General features: G+C 65.5%; 25 protein-coding genes. 13 read left to right on the forward strand and 12 right to left on the reverse strand.

Annotated features, from left to right (window positions below; genetic code table 11):
• Positions 1-316 (forward strand): MmpS family transport accessory protein (locus WBB07_RS05120; protein ID WP_526305387.1); only part of this gene is annotated, 316 nt, incomplete at its 5' end.
• Positions 317-323: 7 nt separating this feature from the next.
• Here the strand turns inward: WBB07_RS05120 and WBB07_RS05125 are convergent.
• Entirely contained in the window at positions 324-1,013 is a 690-nt protein-coding gene (locus WBB07_RS05125; protein WP_526305389.1) for a ferritin-like fold-containing protein, read from the reverse strand.
• Between the two features lie 358 nt (positions 1,014-1,371).
• On the opposite strand from WBB07_RS05125, the gene WBB07_RS05130 reads away from it, so the two are divergent.
• Together WBB07_RS05130 and WBB07_RS05135 are read left to right on the forward strand one after the other, a co-directional pair.
• Positions 1,372-2,901: a DEAD/DEAH box helicase gene (locus WBB07_RS05130; RefSeq protein WP_526305391.1), complete on the forward strand. Its 1,530-nt coding sequence runs from the start codon at positions 1,372-1,374 to the stop codon at positions 2,899-2,901.
• A 14-nt stretch (positions 2,902-2,915) separates the two neighbouring features.
• Positions 2,916-4,142, forward strand: a complete 1,227-nt coding sequence (locus WBB07_RS05135; protein WP_526305393.1) for an Rv3212 family protein — start codon at positions 2,916-2,918, stop codon at positions 4,140-4,142.
• A 28-nt stretch (positions 4,143-4,170) separates the two neighbouring features.
• Here the strand turns inward: WBB07_RS05135 and WBB07_RS05140 are convergent, their stop codons facing one another.
• On the reverse strand, positions 4,171-4,974 hold the full coding sequence (locus WBB07_RS05140) for a ParA family protein (RefSeq protein ID WP_526305395.1): 804 nt from the start codon (positions 4,972-4,974) through the stop codon (positions 4,171-4,173).
• A gap of 71 nt (positions 4,975-5,045) precedes the next feature.
• On the opposite strand from WBB07_RS05140, the gene WBB07_RS05145 reads away from it, so the two are divergent.
• Positions 5,046-5,657, forward strand: coding sequence for an acid phosphatase (locus WBB07_RS05145; protein WP_526305397.1), 612 nt, complete (start codon positions 5,046-5,048; stop codon positions 5,655-5,657).
• Positions 5,654-6,769: an isochorismate synthase gene (locus tag WBB07_RS05150; RefSeq protein WP_526305399.1), complete on the forward strand. Its 1,116-nt coding sequence runs from the start codon at positions 5,654-5,656 to the stop codon at positions 6,767-6,769. Before WBB07_RS05145 ends, WBB07_RS05150 begins: the two co-directional genes overlap by 4 nt.
• 88 nt (positions 6,770-6,857) lie before the next feature.
• Here WBB07_RS05150 and WBB07_RS05155 read toward each other — a convergent pair whose 3' ends face one another.
• Positions 6,858-9,524 (reverse strand): Ig-like domain-containing protein, encoded by a 2,667-nt coding sequence (locus WBB07_RS05155; RefSeq protein WP_526305401.1) that lies wholly within the window; start codon positions 9,522-9,524, stop codon positions 6,858-6,860.
• Positions 9,525-9,708: 184 nt separating this feature from the next.
• Between WBB07_RS05155 and WBB07_RS05160 the strand changes: the two genes are divergently transcribed.
• Entirely contained in the window at positions 9,709-9,990 is a 282-nt protein-coding gene (locus WBB07_RS05160; protein WP_526305403.1) for a hypothetical protein, read from the forward strand.
• 529 nt (positions 9,991-10,519) lie between these two features.
• Here the strand turns inward: WBB07_RS05160 and WBB07_RS05165 are convergent.
• On the reverse strand, positions 10,520-10,879 hold the full coding sequence (locus WBB07_RS05165; protein ID WP_526305431.1) for a hypothetical protein: 360 nt from the start codon (positions 10,877-10,879) through the stop codon (positions 10,520-10,522).
• Positions 10,880-10,893: 14 nt separating this feature from the next.
• On the reverse strand, positions 10,894-11,349 hold the full coding sequence (gene aroQ, locus WBB07_RS05170) for a type II 3-dehydroquinate dehydratase (protein WP_526305405.1): 456 nt from the start codon (positions 11,347-11,349) through the stop codon (positions 10,894-10,896).
• Between the two features lie 84 nt (positions 11,350-11,433).
• On the opposite strand from aroQ, the gene WBB07_RS05175 reads away from it, so the two are divergent.
• Positions 11,434-12,405: a diacylglycerol/lipid kinase family protein gene (locus WBB07_RS05175; RefSeq protein WP_526305407.1), complete on the forward strand. Its 972-nt coding sequence runs from the start codon at positions 11,434-11,436 to the stop codon at positions 12,403-12,405.
• A gap of 282 nt (positions 12,406-12,687) precedes the next feature.
• A complete protein-coding gene (gene whiB1, locus WBB07_RS05180) occupies positions 12,688-12,942 on the forward strand; it encodes a transcriptional regulator WhiB1 (protein WP_068915926.1) in 255 nt (84 codons plus the stop codon).
• 82 nt (positions 12,943-13,024) lie between these two features.
• On the opposite strand, the gene pdtaS is transcribed toward whiB1, so the two are convergent.
• Positions 13,025-14,533 (reverse strand): two-component system sensor histidine kinase PdtaS, encoded by a 1,509-nt coding sequence (gene pdtaS / locus WBB07_RS05185; RefSeq protein WP_526305409.1) that lies wholly within the window; start codon positions 14,531-14,533, stop codon positions 13,025-13,027.
• Between the two features lie 7 nt (positions 14,534-14,540).
• The gene (locus WBB07_RS05190) at positions 14,541-14,756 is read right to left on the reverse strand and encodes a biotin/lipoyl-binding carrier protein (protein WP_083740725.1); all 216 of its coding nucleotides are present in this window, start codon (positions 14,754-14,756) and stop codon (positions 14,541-14,543) included.
• 213 nt (positions 14,757-14,969) lie between these two features.
• Between WBB07_RS05190 and WBB07_RS05195 the strand changes: the two genes are divergently transcribed.
• Positions 14,970-15,044, forward strand: coding sequence for a 50S ribosomal protein bL37 (locus tag WBB07_RS05195; RefSeq protein ID WP_085976028.1), 75 nt, complete (start codon positions 14,970-14,972; stop codon positions 15,042-15,044).
• A gap of 4 nt (positions 15,045-15,048) precedes the next feature.
• Here WBB07_RS05195 and rsrA read toward each other — a convergent pair whose 3' ends face one another.
• A complete protein-coding gene (gene rsrA / locus WBB07_RS05200) occupies positions 15,049-15,303 on the reverse strand; it encodes a mycothiol system anti-sigma-R factor (protein ID WP_526305433.1) in 255 nt (84 codons plus the stop codon).
• A gap of 38 nt (positions 15,304-15,341) precedes the next feature.
• Positions 15,342-16,007 (reverse strand): sigma-70 family RNA polymerase sigma factor, encoded by a 666-nt coding sequence (locus WBB07_RS05205; RefSeq protein ID WP_526305435.1) that lies wholly within the window; start codon positions 16,005-16,007, stop codon positions 15,342-15,344.
• 231 nt (positions 16,008-16,238) lie between these two features.
• Between WBB07_RS05205 and WBB07_RS05210 the strand changes: the two genes are divergently transcribed.
• Entirely contained in the window at positions 16,239-16,730 is a 492-nt protein-coding gene (locus WBB07_RS05210; protein ID WP_526305411.1) for an aminoacyl-tRNA deacylase, read from the forward strand.
• A 72-nt stretch (positions 16,731-16,802) separates the two neighbouring features.
• Positions 16,803-17,594, forward strand: a complete 792-nt coding sequence (locus WBB07_RS05215) for a class I SAM-dependent methyltransferase (protein WP_526305437.1) — start codon at positions 16,803-16,805, stop codon at positions 17,592-17,594.
• Here the strand turns inward: WBB07_RS05215 and WBB07_RS05220 are convergent.
• Positions 17,591-18,355: an SOS response-associated peptidase gene (locus WBB07_RS05220; protein ID WP_526305413.1), complete on the reverse strand. Its 765-nt coding sequence runs from the start codon at positions 18,353-18,355 to the stop codon at positions 17,591-17,593. The two genes, WBB07_RS05215 and WBB07_RS05220, sit on opposite strands and share 4 nt — an antisense overlap.
• Positions 18,356-18,391: 36 nt before the next feature.
• On the opposite strand from WBB07_RS05220, the gene aroA reads away from it, so the two are divergent.
• Together aroA and rsgA are read left to right on the forward strand one after the other, a co-directional pair.
• Positions 18,392-19,693, forward strand: coding sequence for a 3-phosphoshikimate 1-carboxyvinyltransferase (gene aroA, locus WBB07_RS05225; protein WP_526305439.1), 1,302 nt, complete (start codon positions 18,392-18,394; stop codon positions 19,691-19,693).
• A gap of 28 nt (positions 19,694-19,721) precedes the next feature.
• Positions 19,722-20,714: a ribosome small subunit-dependent GTPase A gene (gene rsgA / locus WBB07_RS05230; RefSeq protein ID WP_526305415.1), complete on the forward strand. Its 993-nt coding sequence runs from the start codon at positions 19,722-19,724 to the stop codon at positions 20,712-20,714.
• Between the two features lie 31 nt (positions 20,715-20,745).
• Here rsgA and WBB07_RS05235 read toward each other — a convergent pair whose 3' ends face one another.
• Both WBB07_RS05235 and WBB07_RS05240 read right to left on the reverse strand, forming a co-directional pair.
• Positions 20,746-22,035, reverse strand: a complete 1,290-nt coding sequence (locus tag WBB07_RS05235; RefSeq protein WP_526305417.1) for a fatty acid desaturase family protein — start codon at positions 22,033-22,035, stop codon at positions 20,746-20,748.
• A gap of 68 nt (positions 22,036-22,103) precedes the next feature.
• Entirely contained in the window at positions 22,104-23,240 is a 1,137-nt protein-coding gene (locus WBB07_RS05240; protein WP_526305419.1) for a ferredoxin reductase, read from the reverse strand.
• Between the last annotated feature and the right edge of the window lie 22 nt (positions 23,241-23,262).

Here is a 23,262-nt window from a genome sequence, read left to right on the forward strand (position 1 = left end):
GCCCCTGCCCGCTGCGGCCCCCGAAGCCGGCCCCCCGGCCCCCGACACCCGCACCGTCACCTACAGCGTCTCGGGCAGCCGCCAGCTGTTCGATCTCGTCAGCATCATCTACACCGATGAACAGGGGTTGCCGCGCACCGACGTCAACGTCGCATTGCCGTGGAACAAGACCCTGGTACTCAATCCCGGCGTGACCATCGAGTCCGTGACTGCCACCAGCATCTCCGGGCAGTTGAACTGCACCATCACCGACGAGGCGGGTACGGTCCTGGTGGCCCAGACCAACAACTCGATGATCGCCACCTGCACCGGTTGACGGCGACTCAGCCCAGACCCAGCTCGCTCATCCGCTCGGCGTGCGTGCGCTGCAACCGCTCGAAGAACGTCGCCATCTGCCCCAGGCCGCCGGTGCTCGAGAGCACCAGATCGACCAGGTCGTCGCGGTCGGCCAAGACGTATTGCGCCTGGGTGATCGCCTCACCCAGGAGCCGTCGCGACCACAGCGCCAGCCTGCTGCGCTGCCGGTCGCTGGCGGCCACAGCGGCCCGCACCTCGGCCACGACAAACTGCGAATGCCCGGTCTCGGACAGCACTCCCCGCACCACATCGGCAACTTCCGCGGGAAGCACGTCGGCGATCTCGAGGTAGAAATCGGCGGCCAGCGCATCGCCGATGTACGTCTTCACCAGCGCCTCGAGCCACGTGCTCGGGGTGGTGAGCCGATGATAATTCTCCAGCGCCGAGGCGTAACGCGACATCGCGGAGACAACATCGACGCCGCGGCGACTGAGCTCGTCACGCAACAGCTCGTAGTGCCCCATCTCGGCGGCGGCCATGCTGGCCATGTTGATCCGGCCGGCAAGATCGGGCGCCATCCGCGCTTCCTCGGCGAGCCGGTAGAACGCGGCGACCTCACCGTAGGCGAGAAGCGCAAACAGTTCGTCGACCCCCGGGTGGTCGACGGACAACCCCGGAGCCGGGTCAACGGGGCCGGCGGTGGGCTGCGAGCTCATGAACTCACTGTAGTTCGTGACCCAGCGCGCGCCACCGCCGAGACAGCCCGACAAAACACCCGTTCCGAGCGGCAAAACCGGCAACATTTGCACGACCAGCTAGAATGTGTCCGGGAAGTGGCATCTGCCGTTCCCAGGTAATGTGCGTACACGCAGTTGGCCCGCCCGACAGAACTACTGTCGTCGCATTGGGCCCGCGAATCGGACACTGGCTTCACACGGACCTCCGGCCCGTGAACTAGGTTGCTACGCCCGGTCTCGTCCCTCTCAGAACTCGTGTGCGCGTGAATGGACGCGCCGTGATCAACACCACGAGGACTGATCTCGGATCAAGACTGAAAGGCTGTACCGCGACCACATGACTCAACTTCATGCACATAACACCATGACTTTTGCCTCACTCGGCGTACGCGACGAAATCGTGCGGGCCCTGGCGGAAAAAGGCATCGAACACGCATTTGCCATCCAGGAGCTGACGCTGCCGTTGGCGCTGGCCGGCGACGACCTGATCGGCCAAGCCCGCACCGGCATGGGCAAGACATTTGCCTTCGGTGTGCCGCTACTGCACCGGATCGCCTCCGATACCGTCCACCCCCTGGAAGGCGCACCGCGTGCCCTCGTGGTGGTACCCACCCGCGAGCTGTGCATCCAGGTGACCAGCGACCTCACGCTGGCGGGTAAGCACCTGCGCGCCCAGGACCGGGCCCTGTCCGTCGTCTCGATCTACGGTGGCCGTCCCTACGAGCCGCAGATCGAAGCGCTGCGGGCCGGTGCCGACGTTGTGATCGGCACCCCCGGCCGGCTGCTCGACCTTGCCCAGCAGGGCCACCTCCAGCTCGGCAGTCTGTCGGTACTGGTGCTCGACGAAGCCGACGAGATGTTGGACCTGGGATTCCTGCCCGATATCGAACGCATCCTGCGGCTGACCCCCGACAGCCGGCAGTCGATGCTGTTCTCGGCGACCATGCCGGACCCGATCATCACGCTGGCACGAACCTTCATGAACCAGCCGACGCACATCCGCGCCGAGGCTCCGCATTCGGCGGCCACCCACGACACCACCGAGCAGTTCGTCTACCGTGCCCACGCCCTCGACAAAGTCGAATTGGTCACCCGAATCCTGCAGGCCGAGGGTCGCGGCGCAACCATGATCTTCACCCGCACGAAGCGCACCGCTCAAAAGGTCGCCGACGAGCTCGCCGAGCGCGGCTTCAAGGTCGGTGCCGTACACGGTGACCTCGGTCAGATCGCTCGCGAGAAAGCTCTCAAAGCGTTCCGTAGCGGCTCCGTCGACGTACTGGTCGCCACCGATGTCGCCGCGCGCGGCATCGACATCGACGACGTCACCCACGTCATCAACTACCAGATCCCCGACGACGAGCAGGCCTACGTGCACCGCATCGGCCGCACCGGGCGGGCCGGCAAGACCGGTGTCGCCGTCACCCTGGTCGACTGGGACGAACTGGCCCGCTGGGAGATGATCGACAAAGCTCTGGGCCTCGAATGCCCCGATCCCGCGGAGACCTACTCGAGCTCGCCGCACATCTACGAAGAGCTCAACATCCCGGCCGGGACCACCGGCAACGTCGGGACCCCACAGAAGGTCTCGTCCAAGCGACCGGAGCGCAAGGAACGTTCGGAATCGGACGCTGCATCCGCCGGCGACAAGCCGCGCGGCCGCACCCGGGAACGCCGCCGTACCCGCGGCGGCAAAACCGCCACCGGACATGTCGAGCAGGCCGGATCCGACGATGCGAACACCGCGCCCGAAGCCGGCCCCGACACTGCTGAAGCCCCGGCTTCCGCACCCCGCCGTCGGCGGCGCCGCCCCCGCAAGGCGGCCAACGCAGAGGCCGTGTCAGGCGACGCGCCGGTCAGCGCCAGCTGAGCTCACCGCCCACCGTGGTCAGACCTGAGCGCCGGACCAGGGGCGATGTCCTCGCCGCGCTGGCCATTGCCGCCGTCGTAATCCTCACTGCGGGCATCATGTGGTGGACCAGTGATGTCCGGGCAACGGTGAGCCAACCCGCTGCCGATGTCTCGACAGCCCCGGCCACGGCCGACGCGGTGCCCGCGGACTTGAGGGAACTGTGGTCCAGCTCGAGCCCGCACACCACCGTCCCCGTGGTGGCCGCCGGCACGGTGGTCACCGGGGACGGATCGACCATGGAGGGCTTGGAGCCCGCCACCGGGACAGTTCGGTGGAGTTACTCGCGGGATCGCGAACTGTGCGGGGTCACTTGGGTGTACAACTACGCCGTCGCGGTCTACCCCGATGACCGAGGCTGCGGGCAGGTCAGCACGGTCGACGCCGCCACCGGGAAGAGGGGTCCCGCCCGATCGGGTACCGCCAGCCCACATGTTGACCTGTCCTCGGACGGCACCACCGTCCTGTCGGTCGGAGGCTCACGGTTCGAACTGTGGCGCTCGGACATGGTCCGGGTGATCGGATTCGGCGAGGTCGAAGCACGTGTCAAACCCGTCCACGTCGGAACCGGCAACGGCTGCGCGCTGTTGTCGGCCGCCGGCGACAGCAACACCGTCTCGGTGTTGCGCTTCTGCCCCGGCGAGACCGACCTGAAGCTGACCGTGGTGCGCGCCTCCGACGAAGACGACGAACCGGAGGTACGTGACGTCCCCGAGCCCGGCGTATCCGCCGACTCCGGCGCGCTGGTGCTGGCGGTATCGGGGACGACGACGGCAACCTACGTACCGGTACCGCAACCGCATGTCTCGGTGATCGATGACACCGGAAACGAGATCGGTAACCATCCCCTGCCGAAACCGCCGTCGGCCGCGTTCCCGGAAGGCACCGTCTCCAAATCCGGCGACCTGATCACGTGGTGGACCGGCGACAGCGTATTGGTGTTCTCGGCCACCAACATCGAATATCGGTACACCATCGAACGATCGGGTCCCGTGGTACCGCTGGGACCCGGTGTGATGATGGCTCACAAACTTCTGGTGCCGGTGACGGGCGGGATCGGTGTCTACGATCCTGATACCGGAGCCCGGGAGCGCATCATCGACGTGCAGCGCCCACCAGCAGATACCGCCATCGTGCCTGCTGTTGTCGGCTCGATCCTGCTGGAGCAGCGCGGGTCCACCTTGGTCGCCCTCGGCGAATGACGGCGGGGCGTCCACCCGGTGGCCGGGTTCAGAGCTCCGGGGTGAAAGTCGCCAACTTCTTGCCGGACTTCCAGTGCTTGAGCAGGTTGGCCGCCAGCTCGCGATAGGCCATCGCGCCCTTGTTCTTACGGCCGGCGATCACCGAAGCGCCCGAGGCGCTGGCCTCGGCAAAACGCACCGTCCGAGGGATGGGCGGCGCAAGCACCGGCAGGTCGTAGCGGTCTGCGACATCGAGCAGCACATCCCGGCTGTGGGTGGTGCGCGCGTCGTACAGCGTGGGCAGTGCACCCAGCAGCGTGAGATCGGCGTTGGTGATCTGTTGAACGTCGGCCACGGTCCGCAGGAACTGACCCACGCCGCGATGGGCCAACGTCTCGCACTGCAAGGGCACGATCACGTCATCGGCGGCAGTCAGCCCGTTGAGGGTGAGCACACCCAGCGACGGCGGGCAGTCGATGATCACCACGTCAAAGGGGTCATCGGCAGCCAACTTGGCCAGTGCGCGTTTGAGCGCGTACTCGCGTCCAGCCCGCATCAACAACATCGCCTCGGCACCCGCGAGATCGATGTTGGCCGGCAGCAACGTCATCCCCTCGTCGGTCGGCACCAACGCCGCACTCGGCTCGACGTCCCCCAACAGCACCTCGTGCACCGACACCGCCAGCTTGTCGGGGTCCAGCCCCAGCGAGAATGTCAGACAGCCCTGCGGATCCAGATCGACCAGCAATACCCGTTTGCCACTCTCGGCCATCGCCGCCCCCACGGACGCCACCGTTGTGGTCTTGGCCACTCCGCCCTTCTGATTGGCCACGGCCAACACATGTGTCCCCACGTCACCCATCCTGACATGGCAGACAGCCCACGTCCCGGCTGACTTCAGAGAATGGGGCAGAATTGGCGGGTGTGAGCGTCGGCATGCACCGGTTGATACTGCTTCGTCACGGCGAAACCGAATGGTCGAAGTCGGGTCAGCACACGAGCACCACCGACCTCGGCCTGACCGATGACGGTGAAGAACAGGCGCGGCTGGCCGCATTGGCCCTGGAACACCTGGGCCTGCACAACCCCATGGTGTTCTCCAGTCCCCGTCGCCGCGCTCTCGATACCGCCGAGCTCGCGGGGCTGACCGTCAACGAGGTGACCCCGCTGCTCTCGGAATGGGATTACGGCGATTACGAGGGCATCACCACTCACGATATCCGGGCGAAGGTGCCCGGCTGGCTGCTGTGGACCTACGGCTGCCCGGGCGGGGAGAGTGTGGATCAGGTGAGCATGCGCGCCGATCAAGCGATCAACCTCGCGCTCGAGCACATGGGCGACCGGGACGTCGTCTTCGTCGGGCACGGTCATTTCTCCCGTTCGGTACTCACCCGCTGGGTCGAACAGCCGCTGCGAGAAGGTGCCCGCTACGGATTCGGCCCGGCATCGGTGGCGGTCTGCGGGTTCGAATACGGTCTGCGCCAAATCAAGTCGCTGGGGTTGACCGCCCACCGCGAACCGGTCATCACGACGTGAGCGTGGAGTACCCCGACCCTTCTTTCGTGCTGTCCGGACCCACCGGGACGGTGCTGGCCGCAGGTATCCGCACGGGGTACTCCGAGATCGCCGCAGCCAAGGCGGCCCTGCGAACCGGGACCTGCCCGATCATCGTGGGCGCCTTGCCTTTCGACGTGAACGGCCCGGCAGCTCTGCACGCCCCCGAGCGGTTCTCGTTCACCGACCGCTTGCCCACATGGGCTTCGTCACCTCTGCCCGCAGTCCGGGAGACCGAGACCGTCCCGTCGCCGTCAGAGCATCGGGATCGGGTGAGCCACGCCGTTTCCCGGCTACGCACCCCCGGGTCGACGCTGCACAAAGTGGTGCTGGCACGGGCGCTACGCCTGGTTGCCGACACCGAATGGGACCCCCGCGATGTGCTGTCCCGTCTGCACGCAGCCGACCCGGCGGCGTACGGCTACCTGGTGGATCTGACACCTGCCGGCGACCTCTACCAGGGCGGCGCCCTTGTCGGCGCCAGCCCGGAACTCCTGGTCGCACGGTCAGGAAATCAGGTGCGCTGCAGGCCATTTGCCGGATCAGCTCCACGTTCACCGGACCCCGACGCCGACCGCGCCAACGGTGCGGACTTGGCCGAGTCTGCCAAGAACCGCTACGAACATCGGCTGGTCGTGGATGCGATCCGCGAGGCGCTGTCACCGCTGTGCGCCACGCTCGACATCGACGCCGAGCCGCAACTGCACCACACCGATGCGCTGTGGCATCTGAGCACCAGCGTCACCGGCACGCTGCGTGATCTCTCCACCACCGCATTGGATCTGGCGTTGGCACTGCACCCGACCCCGGCAGTCGGCGGCTACCCCACCGATACCGCCACCGCGGTGATCTCCGAGCTGGAAGGCGGCTCGGCCCATCGCGGCTTCTACGCCGGCGCAACCGGCTGGTCCGACGCCGACGGTGACGGATTGTGGGTGGTGTCGATTCGCTGCGCCCAGCTATCCGCCGATCGCCGCACCGCGATTGCCCACTCCGGTGGGGGCATTGTCGCCGACTCCGATCCCGACGACGAATTGGCTGAAACCACAACAAAATTCCGCACGATCATGACCGGGCTGGGAGTCGCGACCTGACGGTCCCGACGGCGCCCTGGACCGGGTGTCGACGGGATGCTCGTCGACACCCGACCCGGGCAGTACCGCACGCTTCGCGGTGAGCGGCCTAAGGTGTGGCGTCCGACTCCGACCCGGAAGATCCGCCTATCGAAGGAGCTGCGGTCCAGGTTCGGGTCACACCGGCTGCAGAGGTATCGACAACCCCATTGGTGACCTTGTAGTGACCGTCGTGGACGGTCAAAGACACTGGGCGACTGACGCCCCACCTGGTGCCGGTATTCGCCGAGTAATCACCCGTGAACGAACTACCGCTGGACCAGGTGTAGGTGAGGGTGTCCCCGTCGGCATCGCGCGCGCCGACGACCGTGACGTTGTTGGCCCATACGGCGCCGTAGGTACCCTGCGTGGTCGGCCTGGTGTTGTAGGCGTAGATCGCCACCTTGACCGTGACTTGGGCGGTGCCGCCGTATCCGTCGGAGACGGTCGCAATGAATGCGTCCTCGTAGGCGGCCAGGGCGACGCCGTTGTAGGTGGTGCCCGCAGCGCCGATCTTGGCAACCGCGTGACGCTGGTCCCGGGTCATGGTGTTGGTGTAGGTGAACGTCCCGTCGGGAGCAAACGTGACGGTGCCGCCGCGCAAGCTGGTCACACTCGGCGGCCAGACGGCGGTGTCACCATCGGCGTCGGAGTACGTGACCTTTCCGGTGGTGGTCTGCGTGCTGGTCGACGAGCCGCTGCTGGTGCTGCCGGTCAACGTGCCGACTGTCGGCGGCGTCGTCAGCGTCAGCGTGGGCGCGGTGTTGGGCACCGCCGGTGCCACAGCCAGCCGCAGGGTGACGGTGAGGCCGGCAGCGTCGGTGGCGATCACGGTGACCACGTCGTCGACCGTCGTCGTATGGCCCAAACTCGAGTTACGGACGTAGGTGAACGCGCCGGTGGTCGGGTCGAATGCCGTGACCGTGCCCTTACTGGGGCCTGCGCCCAGCGCGTAGCTGGTGAACCCTCCGGGAACGACGCTCGTGAATCCCGGCGGTGTGCCCTTGACGACGTACTGGGTGGACGTGTCGACGTTGGCCGCGGAGATCTGCGTGACGTTCGGGACCGTGATCGTCCTGATGACGCTGCCGTTATGACCATCGGACACCCGCACCTGGAAGCTTTGCGTAGCGCCTGCGTTCCCCGACGAGATGTAGGTGAAGTCGCCCGTCGTCGGGTTGATGGTGACGATGCCGCCGTTGCCGTTGCCGTTCTTGGTCTGGGCGGAGTTGCCGTTCAGACCGTTGACCGATGAGCCGACCAGCGAATAGGTCATCGTGTCGCCGTCCGGGTCGCTTCCGGTCACTTTGCCCCGGACCACGCCGAGTGCGTCGGCGCCACCGACGGTGTGGGTAGCCGTCGGGTTGGCGTTGCTGCCTCCGACGATTTCGATCTTGAAGGTGAGCGTGTACTCGACGCCGTCCGCGGACCTCACCGGTATCCGCACGGTGTCGTACCGGTCTTCAGGGTTCTCCGATGTCGACCTGTGCAGGAACGCGGCGCTCTGAAACCACGGAGTGTAGGTGAAACCGCCCTCGACGGTGTTGACAGTGACCGTCGCCCCACCGATCTGCGAGATATACGTCGCGCCAAGCGACCCTCCGGCGGGGAACGTCACCGGGTTGCCGTCCGAATCGACAGCGTGGAACGTTCCCGCCGCGTACAACCCGAACCCAGGAGTGGCGTAATGCCAACTGTCATAGGTCGTGCTGGTGGTGAAGGTCGTCAGGAACGCCATCTCCTGGAACCTCTTGTACATAGCGACAAACGCCACGTAGGTCACGATCGTGAACGGATTCGTCTGGGCGGCGGTCCAGGTGGGCAACGTCAACTGCCAGACCCTTGAGGGATCGTTGAAAGCGCCACCGTCGCCGCCGAGCAGAGCCGCGGCCTGAGCCGCGACAACCTTGCCCGAGAGACTGTTGAAGTCGGTGAGGTCAGATTGGGTGACGGTGGCCCCGGTGGTCGACTTGATGACATGGATCGCCCACTGGGCCGGATCGTAGATGCCATTCAGCATGTCCTGCAGAACAGTTGCCGTCCCGACCACGGCGGCACCCATGATCTTGTACGGCGTGATGATGTCGAACGTGCCCGCCCCGCTAGAAATCCTGAATGGCGGCACAATCCGGTTCAGGAAATCGCCCATCGCATTGAGCGCGTCGCTGAACGTCGTGTTCGGGACAGCCGGAACGAAGAACGCGCCCATGATGTTGAGCAGGTCGGGAAGCCACCGCGCCGGACTGCCCGGCGGCGCGTTTACGGCCAGGTCGTCGAGCTGATCGTTGGCGGTGTCGAGGCTCCGGTCAATTGGGTTGTTGGAGTAGTAGACGAAGTTGCGCGGGACACCGGGCCAGATCGCCAACCGGTTCACCGCCCGCTGTATCAAGGCAAAGAACTGCCACTCGGGCGTCCCCGGCGCTGGGGGCAAAGCGGCGGGTGCCACGGCGAAGGCCACCGGTGCGGTGACCGTTACCGGCTCCGGTACGACCACGGAACCGGAGCCCAAGGCCTCCACTCTTCGCTTGGTCGGACGGATGGCATCGTCCGGATCCGACCCGGATGCAGCCGGTGTGTCGGTCTCATCAGTCTGATCGGGTTGCTGCGCCGGAGGTGTCGACACGACATCTGGCTCAATGTCGGACCCCTCCTCGGGGTCGCCCTCCAGTGGCGGCGTGTCGGTCTCATCAGTCTGATCGGGTTGCTGCACCGGCGGCGTCGACACGACCTCCGGCACACCGCCGGACCCCTGTTCGGGGTCATTCTCGACTGCCTGCGTGTCGGTCCCGTCCGGGTCCGCCGACGCTGTGTCGGGAGCACGCTTCCACGAGGTGCCGAACCCACCCGCGCCGGCCCTCTTTACGTCGGCGCCCGGCGCGGACCTTGCGGGCCCCGTCTGTCGTTTTGATGTCCGCGAGGGAGTGTCTCGGTCGTCGTCACCGGAGCTGCCGGCACCGGCGCTGGGCGTGGCCGCCTTGCTGTCATTCGCTTTGGTGTCGTTCGTTTTGGTGTCGTTCGTTTTGCTGGATCTGCCGGCTGAGTCCGCGCTGGCGGACGAATCAGCGGAATCTGACGAGTTGTCGGTGCTGGCCGACGCAACGCCCTGGCCGCTCACGATCGCTGCCGCAAGCCCGGTGCCGACCACGCCAACACCCAGCCAACGCGGGCAGTTTGTCATCGGAATAGTGGCGGGCTTGCGATGACGGCCTCGAGTTCGACGCGGCTTCCGGGGGCTGGAGGCGGCCAATGTTGCTCTCCCTTGCTCTCAAAATTACAGCGAGCTACTTCCAGCAGCTACGCGATCTGCTCTTACAAGCAAACAGCGTCACTGCAGTCGGACACGCCTCGACGTTCGCGTCCAGCAGAACGTGAGGCGAATCACAGGAGAGTAACACGTGTGTCAATTAATCGAGAACTTGTAACGAAAACAGTGGCACCAATAGGGAAAACGAGATTCTCGACAGCGCCGATCCTCAGCACAACCCCGCGACCTGGCGGGTTCGAGACACCTCGTCGACCATCCGCCCGTGTCGGTATTACCACAACTGCAAGCGCCAAAGTGAGAACACGGCAAATCTGTGCGCAAACACCGACCGATCGCACGCTCGTCGCACGATGCGCGAGACGCTCTGCGCCGAACCGGCCAGCCCGCGCAGCCCTAGATGACCGACCTACCGGACGCCCGGCTTTGAGCTGACCAAGCCGGCCAACAAAACGCCAAGCGCAACAGCTTCACTCGCGATGGGCGTACCAGTCGACCACGGGCCGACTGAACAGCGGTACCAGCACGCTGAGGGCCAACAGAGCCACCAGGACGCCGTACACCTGGTGATGAGAGGAGAACACGTACCAGGCCACCGGCAGCAGCAGCAGGTTGGCGGGAACCGCAATGCCACGACCCCACCGGCGACCCGTGATGAGCGCAAAGGCGCCGGCCACCACCCCCGCACCGATCAGCAGGAACCACAACGCAGTCCCGTACCCGTTGACGATGTGTTGGTCGGCACCGCCAACTCCGCGGATCACCAGCACCACGGCCACCACCAGTGCCGCGAGGCCTTCAGCGCCCACCAGAAAACCCGCATAGCGCATAGCGGCCGGAATCGTCACGCTGATTCGCTTCCGACCAGCCGGCTCGCCAGGTAGCGCACGGCCAGCTCGTAGCCGACCGGTCCCGCACCTGCGAGCACCATGTCGGCAACCGCCGAGACGTAGGAGTGCGCCCGAAACGCCTCCCGCTTGTGAATGTTGCTCAAGTGGACTTCGGCCACCGGCAGGGCGACCGCGCTCAACGCATCGGCGATCGCCACCGAGGTGTGGGTGAACGCGGCCGGGTTGATCACGATGCCCACACAGTCGGCGGCCGCCTGCTGGATCGCGTCGACCAAGACCCCTTCGTGATTGCTCTGGACCGCACGGATGTCGAAACCCAGTTCGGCGGCGACGGCGGTGACCGCCGCTTCGATGTGCGCCAGCGTGGTAGCGCCATAGATCTCGGGCTGCCGGGTGCCCAGCAGGTTCAGGTTCGGCCCGTTGACGAGGAGCAGGCGGCGTTCGGTCACGCTCGTACGGTACCGAGCCTGGCTCATCGGCGGACAGACACACCGGCGGCAATCGTTCACCGGCCCCTAATAGGCTTGGCGCTCGTGCGAGCCGTGCTGATCGTGAACCCGAATGCGACGTCAACGACCCCAGCCGGTCGAGATCTGCTGGCTCACGCACTGGAGAGTCGGACCCGACTGACCGTGGAGCACACCAACCATCGTGGCCACGCGATCGAGATCGCCCAGCAGGCGGTTATGGACGGCGTGGACGTCGTGATCGTGCACGGCGGCGATGGCACGGTGAACGAGGTCGTCAACGGCTTGCTCGGTAAGCCAGGGCCCCTGGGGCCATTGCACCGGCAAACCCATCTACCGGCGGTCGGCGTGGTCCCGGGCGGCTCGGCCAACGTGTTCGCGCGATCGCTGGGTATCCCTCAGGATCCGATCGACGCCACGAACCTGCTGGTCGACCTGCTCGGCAACTACCAGCGCACCCGGACTTGGCGCCGGATCGGGCTGATGGACTGCGGCGAGAGGTGGGGCGTGTTCACGGCGGGCATGGGCGTCGACGGCGAGGTCGTCGAGAGCGTCGAGGCCAAGAGGGATCGAGGCCGCAAGAACGAGGGCGTCACCGCCATGCGTTACATCGGCACCGCGGTTCCCACCGTGCTGCGCAGTGCGCGTAAACGGCCCGCTCTGACGCTGCAGCTGGCCGGCCAAGAGCCCGTCTCCGGTGTGCATTTTGTGTTCGTCTCGAACTCCAGCCCCTGGACTTACGCCAACACGCGTCCAGTGTGGACCAATCCGGACACCACCTTCGATACGGGTCTTGGGGTGTTCGGGACCACAAGCATGAGTATCTGGCGCAATTTGGGGCTGGTGCGACAGATGTTGGCAAAGAGGCCAAAGTTGAATGCGGCGCATCTGATTCGGGCGGATGACGTCGAATGGGTGCGCGTGACGAGCGACACTCCGATCGCCAGCCAGATCGACGGTGACTTCATCGGCCTTCGCGACGAAATGACCTTCCGATCCGTCCCCGACGCCGTGAGTGTCGTTGCGCCACGCGGATAGTCCACCGAATAAATACGTCTTCACCTGCGCATAAAGGTCGTGTGACGAAAACCCCTTGCGGAAATTAGGGTGCAGATGGGTAGATCGTAGTACAAACGAGTAAGGGACTTGGAAACAACCCCCGCGAGTGACATTGCACACGTGTTAACTCGCGCTATTGACTTCTGTTGTCGCTCTGGAACGATCAGATGCAACAGTGCAGAAACATTTCGTGTGCACGAGTTAACAGCCGAAACAAAACCCGGCGCGCATCCCTGCGCGCATTAGCAAGGAGTGCTTCTTATGGATTGGCGCCACAAGGCGGTCTGTCGCGACGAGGATCCGGAACTGTTCTTCCCGGTGGGGAACAGCGGCCCGGCCCTCGCGCAGATCGCTGACGCGAAGCTCGTGTGTAACCGTTGCCCGGTTACCACTGAGTGCCTGGCCTGGGCTTTGGAGTCCGGCCAGGACGCGGGCGTCTGGGGTGGCATGAGTGAGGACGAGCGGCGTGCACTCAAGCGTCGCAACGCCCGGACGAAGGCCCGCAGCGGAGTCTGAGCAAGCCGCAAACGATCGTCACGGCCCCGACAGCAATTGTCGGGGCCGTTCTTTTTGCCCTCGACGATCACCTTTTACAGCGTTATTGCGCCATTCTGCTGCGCCGGCCAATTGGTACGCGTAACACCACATCGGTGCCGCCGCCGGGTGCTTCGTGCACGCCCAGAGAGCCGTCCAATTCGGCCGACACCAGGGTCCGAACGATCTGCAGGCCCAGCCGGTCCGACTTCTCGAGGCTGAACCCATCGGGTAGTCCGCGGCCGTCGTCAGACACGGTGACGTCGAGCCAGCGTGCCGACCGCTCAGCACGAATCGTCACGCAGCCCTGCTTGGCCCCGGTCCCGAACGCATGCTCGATCGCGTTCTGAACCAGCTCGGTGACCACCATGATCAGCGCGGTGGCGCGGTCAGCGTCGAGGACTCCCAAGGCGCCCACCCGGCTGATCTTGATAGGGCTGTCGACGGCGGCAACATCGTTCATGATCGGCAGAATCCGGTCGATCACCTCATCGAGGTTCACCTGCTCGTCGACCGACATCGACAACGCGTCATGCACCAGCGCTATCGACGACACCCGCCGAACCGATTCGATGAGGGCTTCGCGGCCCTCGGGGTTGCTGGTCCGCCTGGCCTGCAGCCGCAGCAGCGCCGCGACCGTCTGCAGATTGTTCTTGACCCGGTGGTGGATCTCCCGGATGGTGGCGTCCTTGCTGAGCAGCGCACGGTCCCGGCGTTTGATCTCGGTGACATCGCGGATCAACACCGCCGCACCCACCGGTGTGCCATGCGCCACCAACGGGAAGGTGCGCAACAGGACCGCCGCTCCCCCGGCATCCACTTCCATCCGCATGCTGGAGCCACCCGCCAGCGAGTCTTTGACGTGGTCGGCGAGTTCCTGAGCCTCGAACGGATCCGAGATCAGCGGCCGGGTCACCCCGACAAGATTGTGACCGGCCAGTTCGGCGGTCAACCCCATTCGGTGATACGCGGACAGGGCATTCGGACTCGCGAATGCGACAGCACCGGTCACATCGAGCCGGATGAAGCCGTCCCCGACCCGCGGGCTCGAGCGTGACATCGCGATATCGCCGACGTTGGGGAACGTTCCCTCCGAGAGCATGTTCACCAGGTCCGCTGCGCAGGCCAGGTACGCCGTTTCCAGAGGAGACGACTTACGCAGTGCCGCCAGCGCGGTCTGATGGGTCAATACGGCCACCACCTGATCCCCGTGCCGAACCGGGACCGCTTCGACATTGAGGCCGGTGCGCTCATCGGCGGCGGCTTGACCGGAGTTGGCCGTGTCTCGGTCACGGGCGATGGCACCAGAGCGGAACGCCGCAGTCACCAATGGGAGTTCATCGGCACCGGCCATGGTGGACACCGCGTCGGTGAGAAGTCCGGTCGGGGCGGTGTTGGGGCGGCACTGCGCCACACACACCAACACACCGTCGTCGCGCCGAACCCACATCAAGTAGTCGGCGAAGGACAAGTCAGCCAACAACTGCCACTCGCCCACCACCGCATGTAGGTGGTCAACAGCCACCCCCGGCAAGACGGTGTGCTCGGCAAGCAGATCACCGAGCGTCGACATCGGCCGCCTAGCTGATCACGGCGATCAAGTCACCGGCTTGGATCACGTCACCCACCGAGACACTGACCTTGCTCACAGTGCCGGCGACCTCGGCCAGCACCGGAATCTCCATCTTCATCGACTCCAGGAGCACCACGGTGTCGCCTTCACCGATCTGATCGCCCTCGTGGACCACAACTTCAAGCACGCTGGCCACGATTTCCGCGCGAACATCCTCGGCCATCTTCACCCACCTGTTCTGATGCTCCTGCTCTACGGAGCCGAAGGGCCCATGGCTGGCACCCGCCGACTTCCGCACCTGTCGAATATCGAAACCTATCGAACCACAACACGGCGTGGACAGAGCACCATCGGCACCGTGAGACACTGGACTGTACCGTCGACGGCTTTGCGCCGGCCGGCGAACCCAATCAGTTCACGACAACGGAGGTGCACCATGGCCAAGCGTGGCCGCAAGAAGCGCGATCGTAAGCACAGCAAGGCCAACCACGGCCGGCGACCCAACGCATAGGTCTCTAGCCCCTGACGATGGTGGTGCGGCTGATTTCCAGCCGTAACCGCTGTCGCAGACCCTCAGGCGCCTTCTCACCGCTGCATTTGGTGGAGATGAGCGCCTTGATTCGTTCTTCCACGCCATAATGACGTAGGCAGGCCGGGCACTCGTCCAGGTGCTGCTGCAGCTTCTCTCGCGTGCCGATCGTGCACTCCCCATCGAGCAGGGTCCACACTTCCGCGATCACTGCCGCGCACTCCGGATGATCCGGGTCGATGGGTCCTACCGGTGGACGCCACGTTTCTTCGTCGCCACTCACGACGACACCTCCTCGGGCTCGTCGAGCTGCTGACCTCGCAGAAATCCGCGGTCCCTGGCCACTCCGGCCAGCAGTTCACGCAGTTGGCGTCTACCCCGGTGTAGCCGAGACATAACCGTCCCGATCGGCGTATCCATGATCTCGGCGATCTCCTTGTAGGGGAAACCCTCGACGTCGGCGTAGTACACGGCCATCCGGAACTCTTCCGGCAACGCCTGCAGGGCTTCTTTGATCTCGGTGTCGGGCAACGCCTCGAGCGCTTCCACCTCGGCAGAACGCAAACCGGTCGAAGAGTGCTCGGCGTTGGCGGCCAGCTGCCAGTCGGTGATTTCGTCGGTCGGGTATTCGGCCGGCTGACGCTGTTTCTTGCGATAACTGTTGATGTAGGTGTTGGTCAGGATCCGGTACAGCCACGCCTTGAGGTTGGTGCCCTCACGGAACGACCGGAAACCCGAATAGGCCTTCACCATGGTTTCCTGCAATAGATCTTCGGCGTCAGCAGGATTGCGGGTCATCCGCAGTGCACCGCCGTACAGCTGATCCAGCAGCGGAATCGCGTCTCGTTCGAAGCGGGCCGTCAGCTCAGCGTCTGTTTCCGCAGATCGCACCGGAGCAGCCTCACCCGCCGGCCCCACACGCGCGTTGTCGTCGATGTCGGTCATCTTGGTTGACACAGTCCCTTCCGTTGCGGAGGTCCTAGTGATCGCCGGTATGCGCAACGACAGTGGAGATATCGCCACTGTTCCTGACGATGGACGTTCCAGGCATACCGTCGACATCAAGTTCCCCTTCCGCAATCCTAAGGCTGTGACCGACAAACCCACGTCATGGGCGTGACGTTGATGTCAACAGCGTCCAACACCGGCCTATTTCCCGGGGCTACCCTGACCCGCGTGGCACGTACCGCAACCCCGGCAATCGCGGCACTGGTGTCGGCAGGAGTGCCACACCAAGTGCTGCAGTACCAACACAACCCTCGGAGCCAGTCCTACGGCGACGAAGCCGTCGCCGAGCTCGCGGCGCTCGGCGACACCGACCCGCAGCAGATTTTCAAAACGCTGGTGGTGGCGCTGCCCACCGGACTCGCGGTGGCAGTGGTGCCGGTTCCGGCCAAACTGTCGCTCAAGGCGGTGGCGGCCGCCCTCGGCGCGCCCAAAGCCACCATGGCCGACCCGGCTGCGGCCGCGCGCTCCACCGGTTACGTACTCGGTGGAATATCACCGCTGGGACAGCGCAAAGCACTCCCGACAGTCATCGATGAATCTGCGCTGGTGTGGGACCGGGTGCTGTGCAGCGCCGGCAAACGCGGCCTCGAGATCGCCCTGGCACCGGCAGACCTGATCGCCCTGACCGGCGCTGTCACCGCCGATATCCAGGCCGGCTGAACGCCGGTCCCACCGGCTACGCCTCGTGGCGGCCACAGGCTGGGCTGCGCTTGCTAACTTCAGATCATGTCCATGTCGATCTGGTCCGCCGGACGTTACGAGGCGGTGGCCCAGCGCATCGCCGGCATCGCCGAAGAGGTGGTCGCCGCCGTCGCCAGACGCGCGCCGCTGCTGGACAGCGCTGTCGTCGACCTGGCGTCCGGCACCGGCAGCGCCGCATTGGCGGCAGCCGAACGCGGGGCCCGGGTCACCGCCGTCGACATCACCCCAGAACTGCTGGCGATCGGAGCGGAGAAAGCCGCGGCCGCGGGGGTCACGGTCAGCTGGGTGAGCGCCGATGCCGCCGACACCGGACTGCCGGCCAGCTCATTCGATGCTGCGGTCTCGAACATGGGAGTCATCTTCGTCGAACCGGCCGCCCAAGTGGCCGAACTGACACGACTCCTCAAACCCGGTGCCGTGGTGGGATTTTCATCGTGGGTACGGGATACTGTCAATCCGCTTTACGACCCGATCGTCAGCGTCCTCGGCGCTCCCCCGGCACGCGGCTACACGCCGGACCAGTGGGGCGATCCGGCCATCACCGCCGAGCGGCTGTCGGCAAGCTTCGGGTCTCTCGAGTTCGCGCCCGGCAGACACCCGTGGAGGTTTCCGTCGCAGGCGCAGGCGCTGACGTTCGTCACGCAGGAGTCCCCCATGCATGTCGACATCCTGGGCAAGCTGGCGCCGGGGCAGCGCAGCGCGCTGGTGGCCGCTTTCGATGCGGCGCTCGGCGACTGTGTCGGCGACGACGGAGAAGTCGTTTTCAATGCGTCCTATGTCGTGGTGACCGCCGTGCGGCACGGCAACGCTGACAGCTCCTAGAGCAGGACACCCTGCTCGGGTTGTGGATCGGCCGGCTCGATCAGCTCGGGGCCGTTGTTGCGCACACTGTTGACCAGGGTGGAGACCTCGCGGATGGCGATCCGGTCGAGGTCGCCGTGACCGCGTAGCAATCCCTCGTCGATCGGGGCATCGGGATCGAGCCACCGATCCCAATCGGCGGCACTGATGGTCAACGGCATTCGATCGTGGATCTCGGCGAGTGGGCCCGCCGCGTCGGTGGTGATGATGGTGCAGCTCACCAACGGTGGGGCGTCTTTGGCCGCACCGGCGGGCCGCCAGGTCGACCACAGGCCCGCCATGTACAGCAGTTCACCGTCCTCGCCGTACATGTAGAACGGAGTCTTGGCCGGTTTCTTGCCCGATGTTGCGGCACCGTTCGGCCGCCACTCGTACCACCCGTCCATCGGGATCAGACAGCGTTTGCCCTTCGCCGAGTTCCGGAACGCCGGCGAGGTGGCCACTTTCTCGGCCCGCGCGTTGATCAGCAGTGGGCCCTTGTTGTCCGGGGCGCCCTCGTCGGTGGTCTTCACCCACGGCGGGATCAAACCCCACCGCATCGACCGGATTCGGCGCGTCGACTCGTCGTTCGACTCGCGGTGCCGCTTGACCACCGACATGATTGTCTGGGTGGGCGCCACGTTGTAGTTGGCGACCTCGTCGGCATCCACGGCCTCGTCGACGGCGTCGATCTTCTCGGCCAGAAGTGCCGGATCGGTGGTGACCGCAAAACGTCCGCACATGTAGCCAATGGTTCCAGACATGGGCGACAGGGCAGGATAGAGGCCGTGACGACTTGGACGGCCCCCTGCACCAGTGCCCCCGTGCACGCCACCGTCGCGATTCCGGGCTCGAAATCGCTGACCAACCGCACCCTGATCCTCGCGGCGCTGGCCGCCGCACAGGGCCAGGGCACCTCGACGATCAGTGGCGCGTTACGCAGCCGGGATACCGACCTGATGATCGGGGCGCTGCGCACCCTGGGGTTCACCGTCGATGGCAACGCCGATCAGCTCACCGTGGGTGGCGGCCTGTCCCCCGCCGACGGCGCGACGGTGGACTGCGGGCTCGCCGGAACCGTACTGCGCTTTGTGCCGCCGGTGGCGGCGCTGGGCACCACCGGGGTGATCTTCGACGGCGACGAGCAGGCCCGGTCCCGGCCGATCACGCCGTTGCTGGGTGCGTTGCGTTCCCTGGGCGTCGACATCGATACCGACGCCATGCCGTTCCGGGTGGCCGGGGCAGGCGCGGTCAAGGGCGGCACGGTCGAGATCGACGCCTCGGGTTCCTCGCAGTTCGTCTCCGCCCTGCTACTCGCGGGCGCAACATTCGACGACGGCCTGACCGTGGTACACACCGGCGATTTGCTGCCCTCGATGCCGCACATCACGATGACAACGGAGATGCTGAAGCTTGCCGGGGTCGATGTCGATGACCGCACTCCCAATCGGTGGCATATCGCACCGGGCCCGATCGCGGCACGCCACTGGGATGTCGAGCCGGACCTGTCCAACGCGGTGCCGTTCCTCGCCGCGGCGGTGGTCTCCAAGGGCAGCGTGCGCATCACCGGGTGGCCGACACCCAGCCTGCAGCCCGCCGACACCATTCTCGGTCTCCTCGAAATGCTGAATGCGACTGCCACACATGCTGGTACACACCTGGAGATCAGCGGATCCGCAGGATATGACGGCTTTGACGCTGATCTGCGTGCCGTCGGTGAGCTGACCCCCGCCGTGGCGGTGCTCGCCGCACTCGCGACACCGGGTTCGGTGTCGCAGCTGCGTGGCGTGGCCCATCTGCGCGGACACGAGACCGACCGGCTGGCAGCACTGAGCACCGAGATCAACAACCTCGGTGGTGACTGCCAGGAGACCGACGACGGCTTGCGGATCACCGCGACACCGCTACACGGCGGTGTTTGGCATTCCTACGCCGACCATCGAATGGCCACCGCGGGAGCCCTCGTCGGGCTGCGGGTCGCCGGAGTCGAAATCGACGACATCGCAACAACATCGAAGACCCTGCCGGATTTCCCGAAGCTGTGGTCAGAGATGGTGGCCGGCCAGGATCTGGACGCGTGAGCTCCATCCGCCTGGAAAGGACGCGCCTTTGACCGGTCGCGTCTACGACGAGTCCGATGTCCGGATCCGACCGGGCAAGGGCTCGCGGCCGCGCACCAAAACCCGTCCCCAGCACAACGATGCGCGTTCGGCGATGGTGGTCACCGTCGACCGCGGCCGATGGGGATGTGTCCTCGAGGCCGACCCTGGCCGTCCCGTCACCGCCATGCGCGCCCGGGAATTGGGCCGCACCCCGATCGTTGTCGGGGACGACGTCGACGTGGTGGGAGATCTGTCCGGACGCCCGGACACGCTGGCCCGCATTGTGCGTCGCGGAGAGCGGCGAACGGTGTTGCGCCGCACCGCCGATGACACCGACCCCAGCGAACGCGTGGTGGTGGCCAACGCCGATCAGCTGCTCATCGTTGTGGCTCTCGCCGACCCGCCGCCCCGCACCGGGTTTGTCGAGCGTGCCCTGATCGCCGCGTATGCCGGCGGCCTGGCACCGATCCTGTGCCTGACAAAGAGCGATTTGGCACCCGCTGAGCCGTTCGCGGCACAGTTCGCCGACCTGGACCTGACGGTGCTCACTGCCGGCCGCGAAGACCCGCTGGATCTGGTCGAGCCACTGTTGGTGGGTCAGCTCACGGTGCTACTGGGGCATTCGGGAGTCGGAAAGTCGACGCTGGTGAATCGTCTTGTCCCCGAAGCTGAACGCGCTACCGGCGATGTGTCCGGGGTGGGCAAGGGCAAGCACACGTCAACGCAGTCGATTGCGTTGCCGCTGCGTGACGGCGGTTGGGTGATCGACACGCCGGGCATCCGATCCTTCGGCCTGGCGCACATCGAACCGGACGACGTACTACTGGCGTTGTCCGATCTGGCCGAGACGATCACGGACTGCCCACGCGGCTGTGGGCACCTGGGGCCGCCGGCTGATCCCGAGTGCGCGCTGGACTCCATGACAGGAGCCGCCGCGCGGCGGGTGAGCGCCGCGCGACGGCTCTTGACAGTGCTACGAGAAGCCGCAAGTCCCGGCTGAGGCCGGGCAGCGACTGCCGGTCGGAATACCTTTAGGCGCTGCGCCTCTGGTCGACGGGCTGCGCCGTCAGCCGGGCGCTCTTGCCCGCCTTGCGCCAGCTACGCACCGCCGCGATGGCGGACTTGAGTCCCCTGCGGCGACCCGATGCGGCATCGACTCCGGCGAAGTCCGGACCCAACTCGGCGAACATGCGTTCGCTGCGGGTTTCGGGTGCATCGTCGGCGGTGTCGCGCAGGTACTTGTTCGGCAGCGACAGCTTGGCGATGGTGCGCCACGACTTGCCGTACTGCAGCAGGAAGGACCCGGTGGTGTAGGGCAGGTCGTACTTGTCGCAGATCTCCTTGACCCGGATCGAGATCTCGTAGAGCCGATTACTCGGCAGGTCCGGGAACAGGTGGTGTTCGATCTGGTGGCACAGGTTGCCACTCATGAACCGCAAGACCGGCCCGTTCTCGAAGTTGGCGCTGCCCAGCATCTGTCGCAGGTACCACTGCCCCTGGGATTCACCGACCATGTCGGTCTTGGTGAATTTCTCTGCACCGTCCGGGAAGTGACCGCAGAAGATGACCGCGTTGGCCCACACATTGCGGATGACGTTGGCCACCGCGTTGGCCTTCATCGTGGACTTGAACGTGGCACCGGGCGACAGCGACGTCAGTGCCGGGTAGGCCACATAGTCTTTGAGGATCTGCGCGCCGGCCTTGGTACCGAACTCCCGCAACCGCAGCATCGTGCCCTCGCGGTCGTCACGCCCCTTGGAGATCTTGCCGAGCTCCAGGTGCTGCAGGCCGACGCCCCACTCGAAACCGATCGCCAGCATCGTGTTGTACAGCAGGTTGCCGAGATTGAACGGCGACCACTTCTGATCCCGGGTGACGCGGATCAGGCCGTAGCCCACATCGTCGTCCATCCCGAGGATGTTGGTGTACTTGTGATGCATGAAGTTGTGGGTGAAGCGCCAGTGTTTGGATGCCCCGCCCATGTCCCACTCCCAACTCGAGGAGTGAATCTCGGGATCGTTCATCCAGTCCCACTGGCCGTGCATGACGTTGTGGCCGATCTCCATGTTCTCGATGATCTTGGCCACGCCGAGGGTCACGGTGCCTGCCCACCAGGCCGAACGCTTCGAGCCTGCGGTCAGCATCAGCCGGCCCGCGATCTCGAGGGCACGCTGAGCGGCGATGGTACGGCGGATGTAGCGCGAGTCGCGCTCACCACGGGAGTCTTCGATGTCCTGGCGGATAGCGTCGAGCTCGACGCCGAGGCTCTCGATATCGGCATCGCTCAAATGCGTGAACTCTGGTACGTCAGTGATTGCCATCGGTGCACTCCTTTCTGCTTCCTACGCTAGCGTAACCTACGACTCCGTAGGTTACTAGAGAGTAATAGTTAAACATCGAGTACGCAGTCTCCCGATGCCGCTGACACACACGTCTGGATCCGGGTGCCCGGCTCGTGCTCGGCGCCGGTGCGCAGATCCCGCACATGCCCGTCGACCAGGCTGACCACACACGACTGACAGATGCCCATCCGGCAGCCGAACGGCATCCGGACACCGACGGTCTCACCGGCATCCATCAGCGGCGTGGCACCGTCGACCTCGAGCACCTTGTCACTGCGCCGGAACGTCACAGTGCCTCCGGCGCCATGCGGGGCAGCACGGGAGACCGCAAACCGCTCCAGATGCAACCGGTCGGCGACACCCGCGGCAGTCCAGACTCGCTCCGCCTCGTTGAGCATGCCCTCCGGGCCACAGGCCCACGTTTGTCGGGTCTGCCAGTCCGGCACCAACTCGGCGAGTTGGGTCAAGTCCACCCGCCCCTGAGTGCGGGTAGCCCGAACCGCCAGCCGGTAACCCGAGTGGTTGCGCGAAACCTCGCGTAATTCCTCGGCGAACATCACATCGTCGTCAGTGGGTGCCGAGTGCACATGCTGGATGTCACCGATCTGACCACGGCGCTGCAAGGTTCGCAGCATCGACATGATCGGCGTGACGCCCGATCCTGCAGTGAGGAACAACACCGACGCCGGCGCCGGGTCCGGCATCACGAAGTTGCCCTGCGGCGCCGCCAACCGCACCACCGTCCCCGGCGCCACGCCGCCGACGAGGTGACTGGACAGGAACCCCTCCGGCATCGCCTTGACGGTGATGGTGATGATGCGCGAGCCGGTCACGGGAGCCGATGTCAGCGAGTACGACCGCCACCGCCACCGGCCCTCCATCAGCACGCCGATTCCGATGTATTGCCCCGGTTCGTAATCGAACGAGAATCCCCAGCCCGGCTTGATCACCAGGGTCGCGGAATCCTCGGTCTCACGGCGCACCTCGAGAACCCGGCCCCGCAGTTCGCGTGCCGACCACAGCGGATTCGCCAGGTGCAGGTAGTCATCGGGCAGCAGCGGCGTGGTGATGCGCGCCGCGATGGTGCGTAGCGCATGCCACGCCGGATTCCGGTCAGCACCGGCGACGCTGGGGCGGATGGTGTCGACGACCCTGGCACCGGTCTTGATCTGATTCTTTGCCATGCTCTCCCACTCGGGTGGTGAC

Origin of the sequence: Mycobacterium sp. (assembly GCF_049647605.1) — a bacterium.
In the GTDB taxonomy this organism is placed as follows: Bacteria; Actinomycetota; Actinomycetes; order Mycobacteriales; family Mycobacteriaceae; genus Mycobacterium.

Coding starts and splice junctions, on each gene's coding strand:
- WBB07_RS05125 (WP_526305389.1), bottom strand. CDS start 1,013: ATGAGCTCGCAGCCCACCGCCGGCCCCGTTGACCCGGCTCCGGGGTTG.
- WBB07_RS05130 (WP_526305391.1), top strand. CDS start 1,372: ATGACTCAACTTCATGCACATAACACCATGACTTTTGCCTCACTCGGC.
- WBB07_RS05165 (WP_526305431.1), bottom strand. CDS start 10,879: ATGCGCTATGCGGGTTTTCTGGTGGGCGCTGAAGGCCTCGCGGCACTG.
- whiB1 (WP_068915926.1), top strand. CDS start 12,688: ATGGATTGGCGCCACAAGGCGGTCTGTCGCGACGAGGATCCGGAACTG.
- pdtaS (WP_526305409.1), bottom strand. CDS start 14,533: ATGTCGACGCTCGGTGATCTGCTTGCCGAGCACACCGTCTTGCCGGGG.
- WBB07_RS05190 (WP_083740725.1), bottom strand. CDS start 14,756: ATGGCCGAGGATGTTCGCGCGGAAATCGTGGCCAGCGTGCTTGAAGTT.
- WBB07_RS05205 (WP_526305435.1), bottom strand. CDS start 16,007: ATGACCGACATCGACGACAACGCGCGTGTGGGGCCGGCGGGTGAGGCT.
- WBB07_RS05215 (WP_526305437.1), top strand. CDS start 16,803: ATGTCGATCTGGTCCGCCGGACGTTACGAGGCGGTGGCCCAGCGCATC.
- WBB07_RS05220 (WP_526305413.1), bottom strand. CDS start 18,355: ATGTGCGGACGTTTTGCGGTCACCACCGATCCGGCACTTCTGGCCGAG.
- WBB07_RS05235 (WP_526305417.1), bottom strand. CDS start 22,035: ATGGCAATCACTGACGTACCAGAGTTCACGCATTTGAGCGATGCCGAT.
- WBB07_RS05240 (WP_526305419.1), bottom strand. CDS start 23,240: ATGGCAAAGAATCAGATCAAGACCGGTGCCAGGGTCGTCGACACCATC.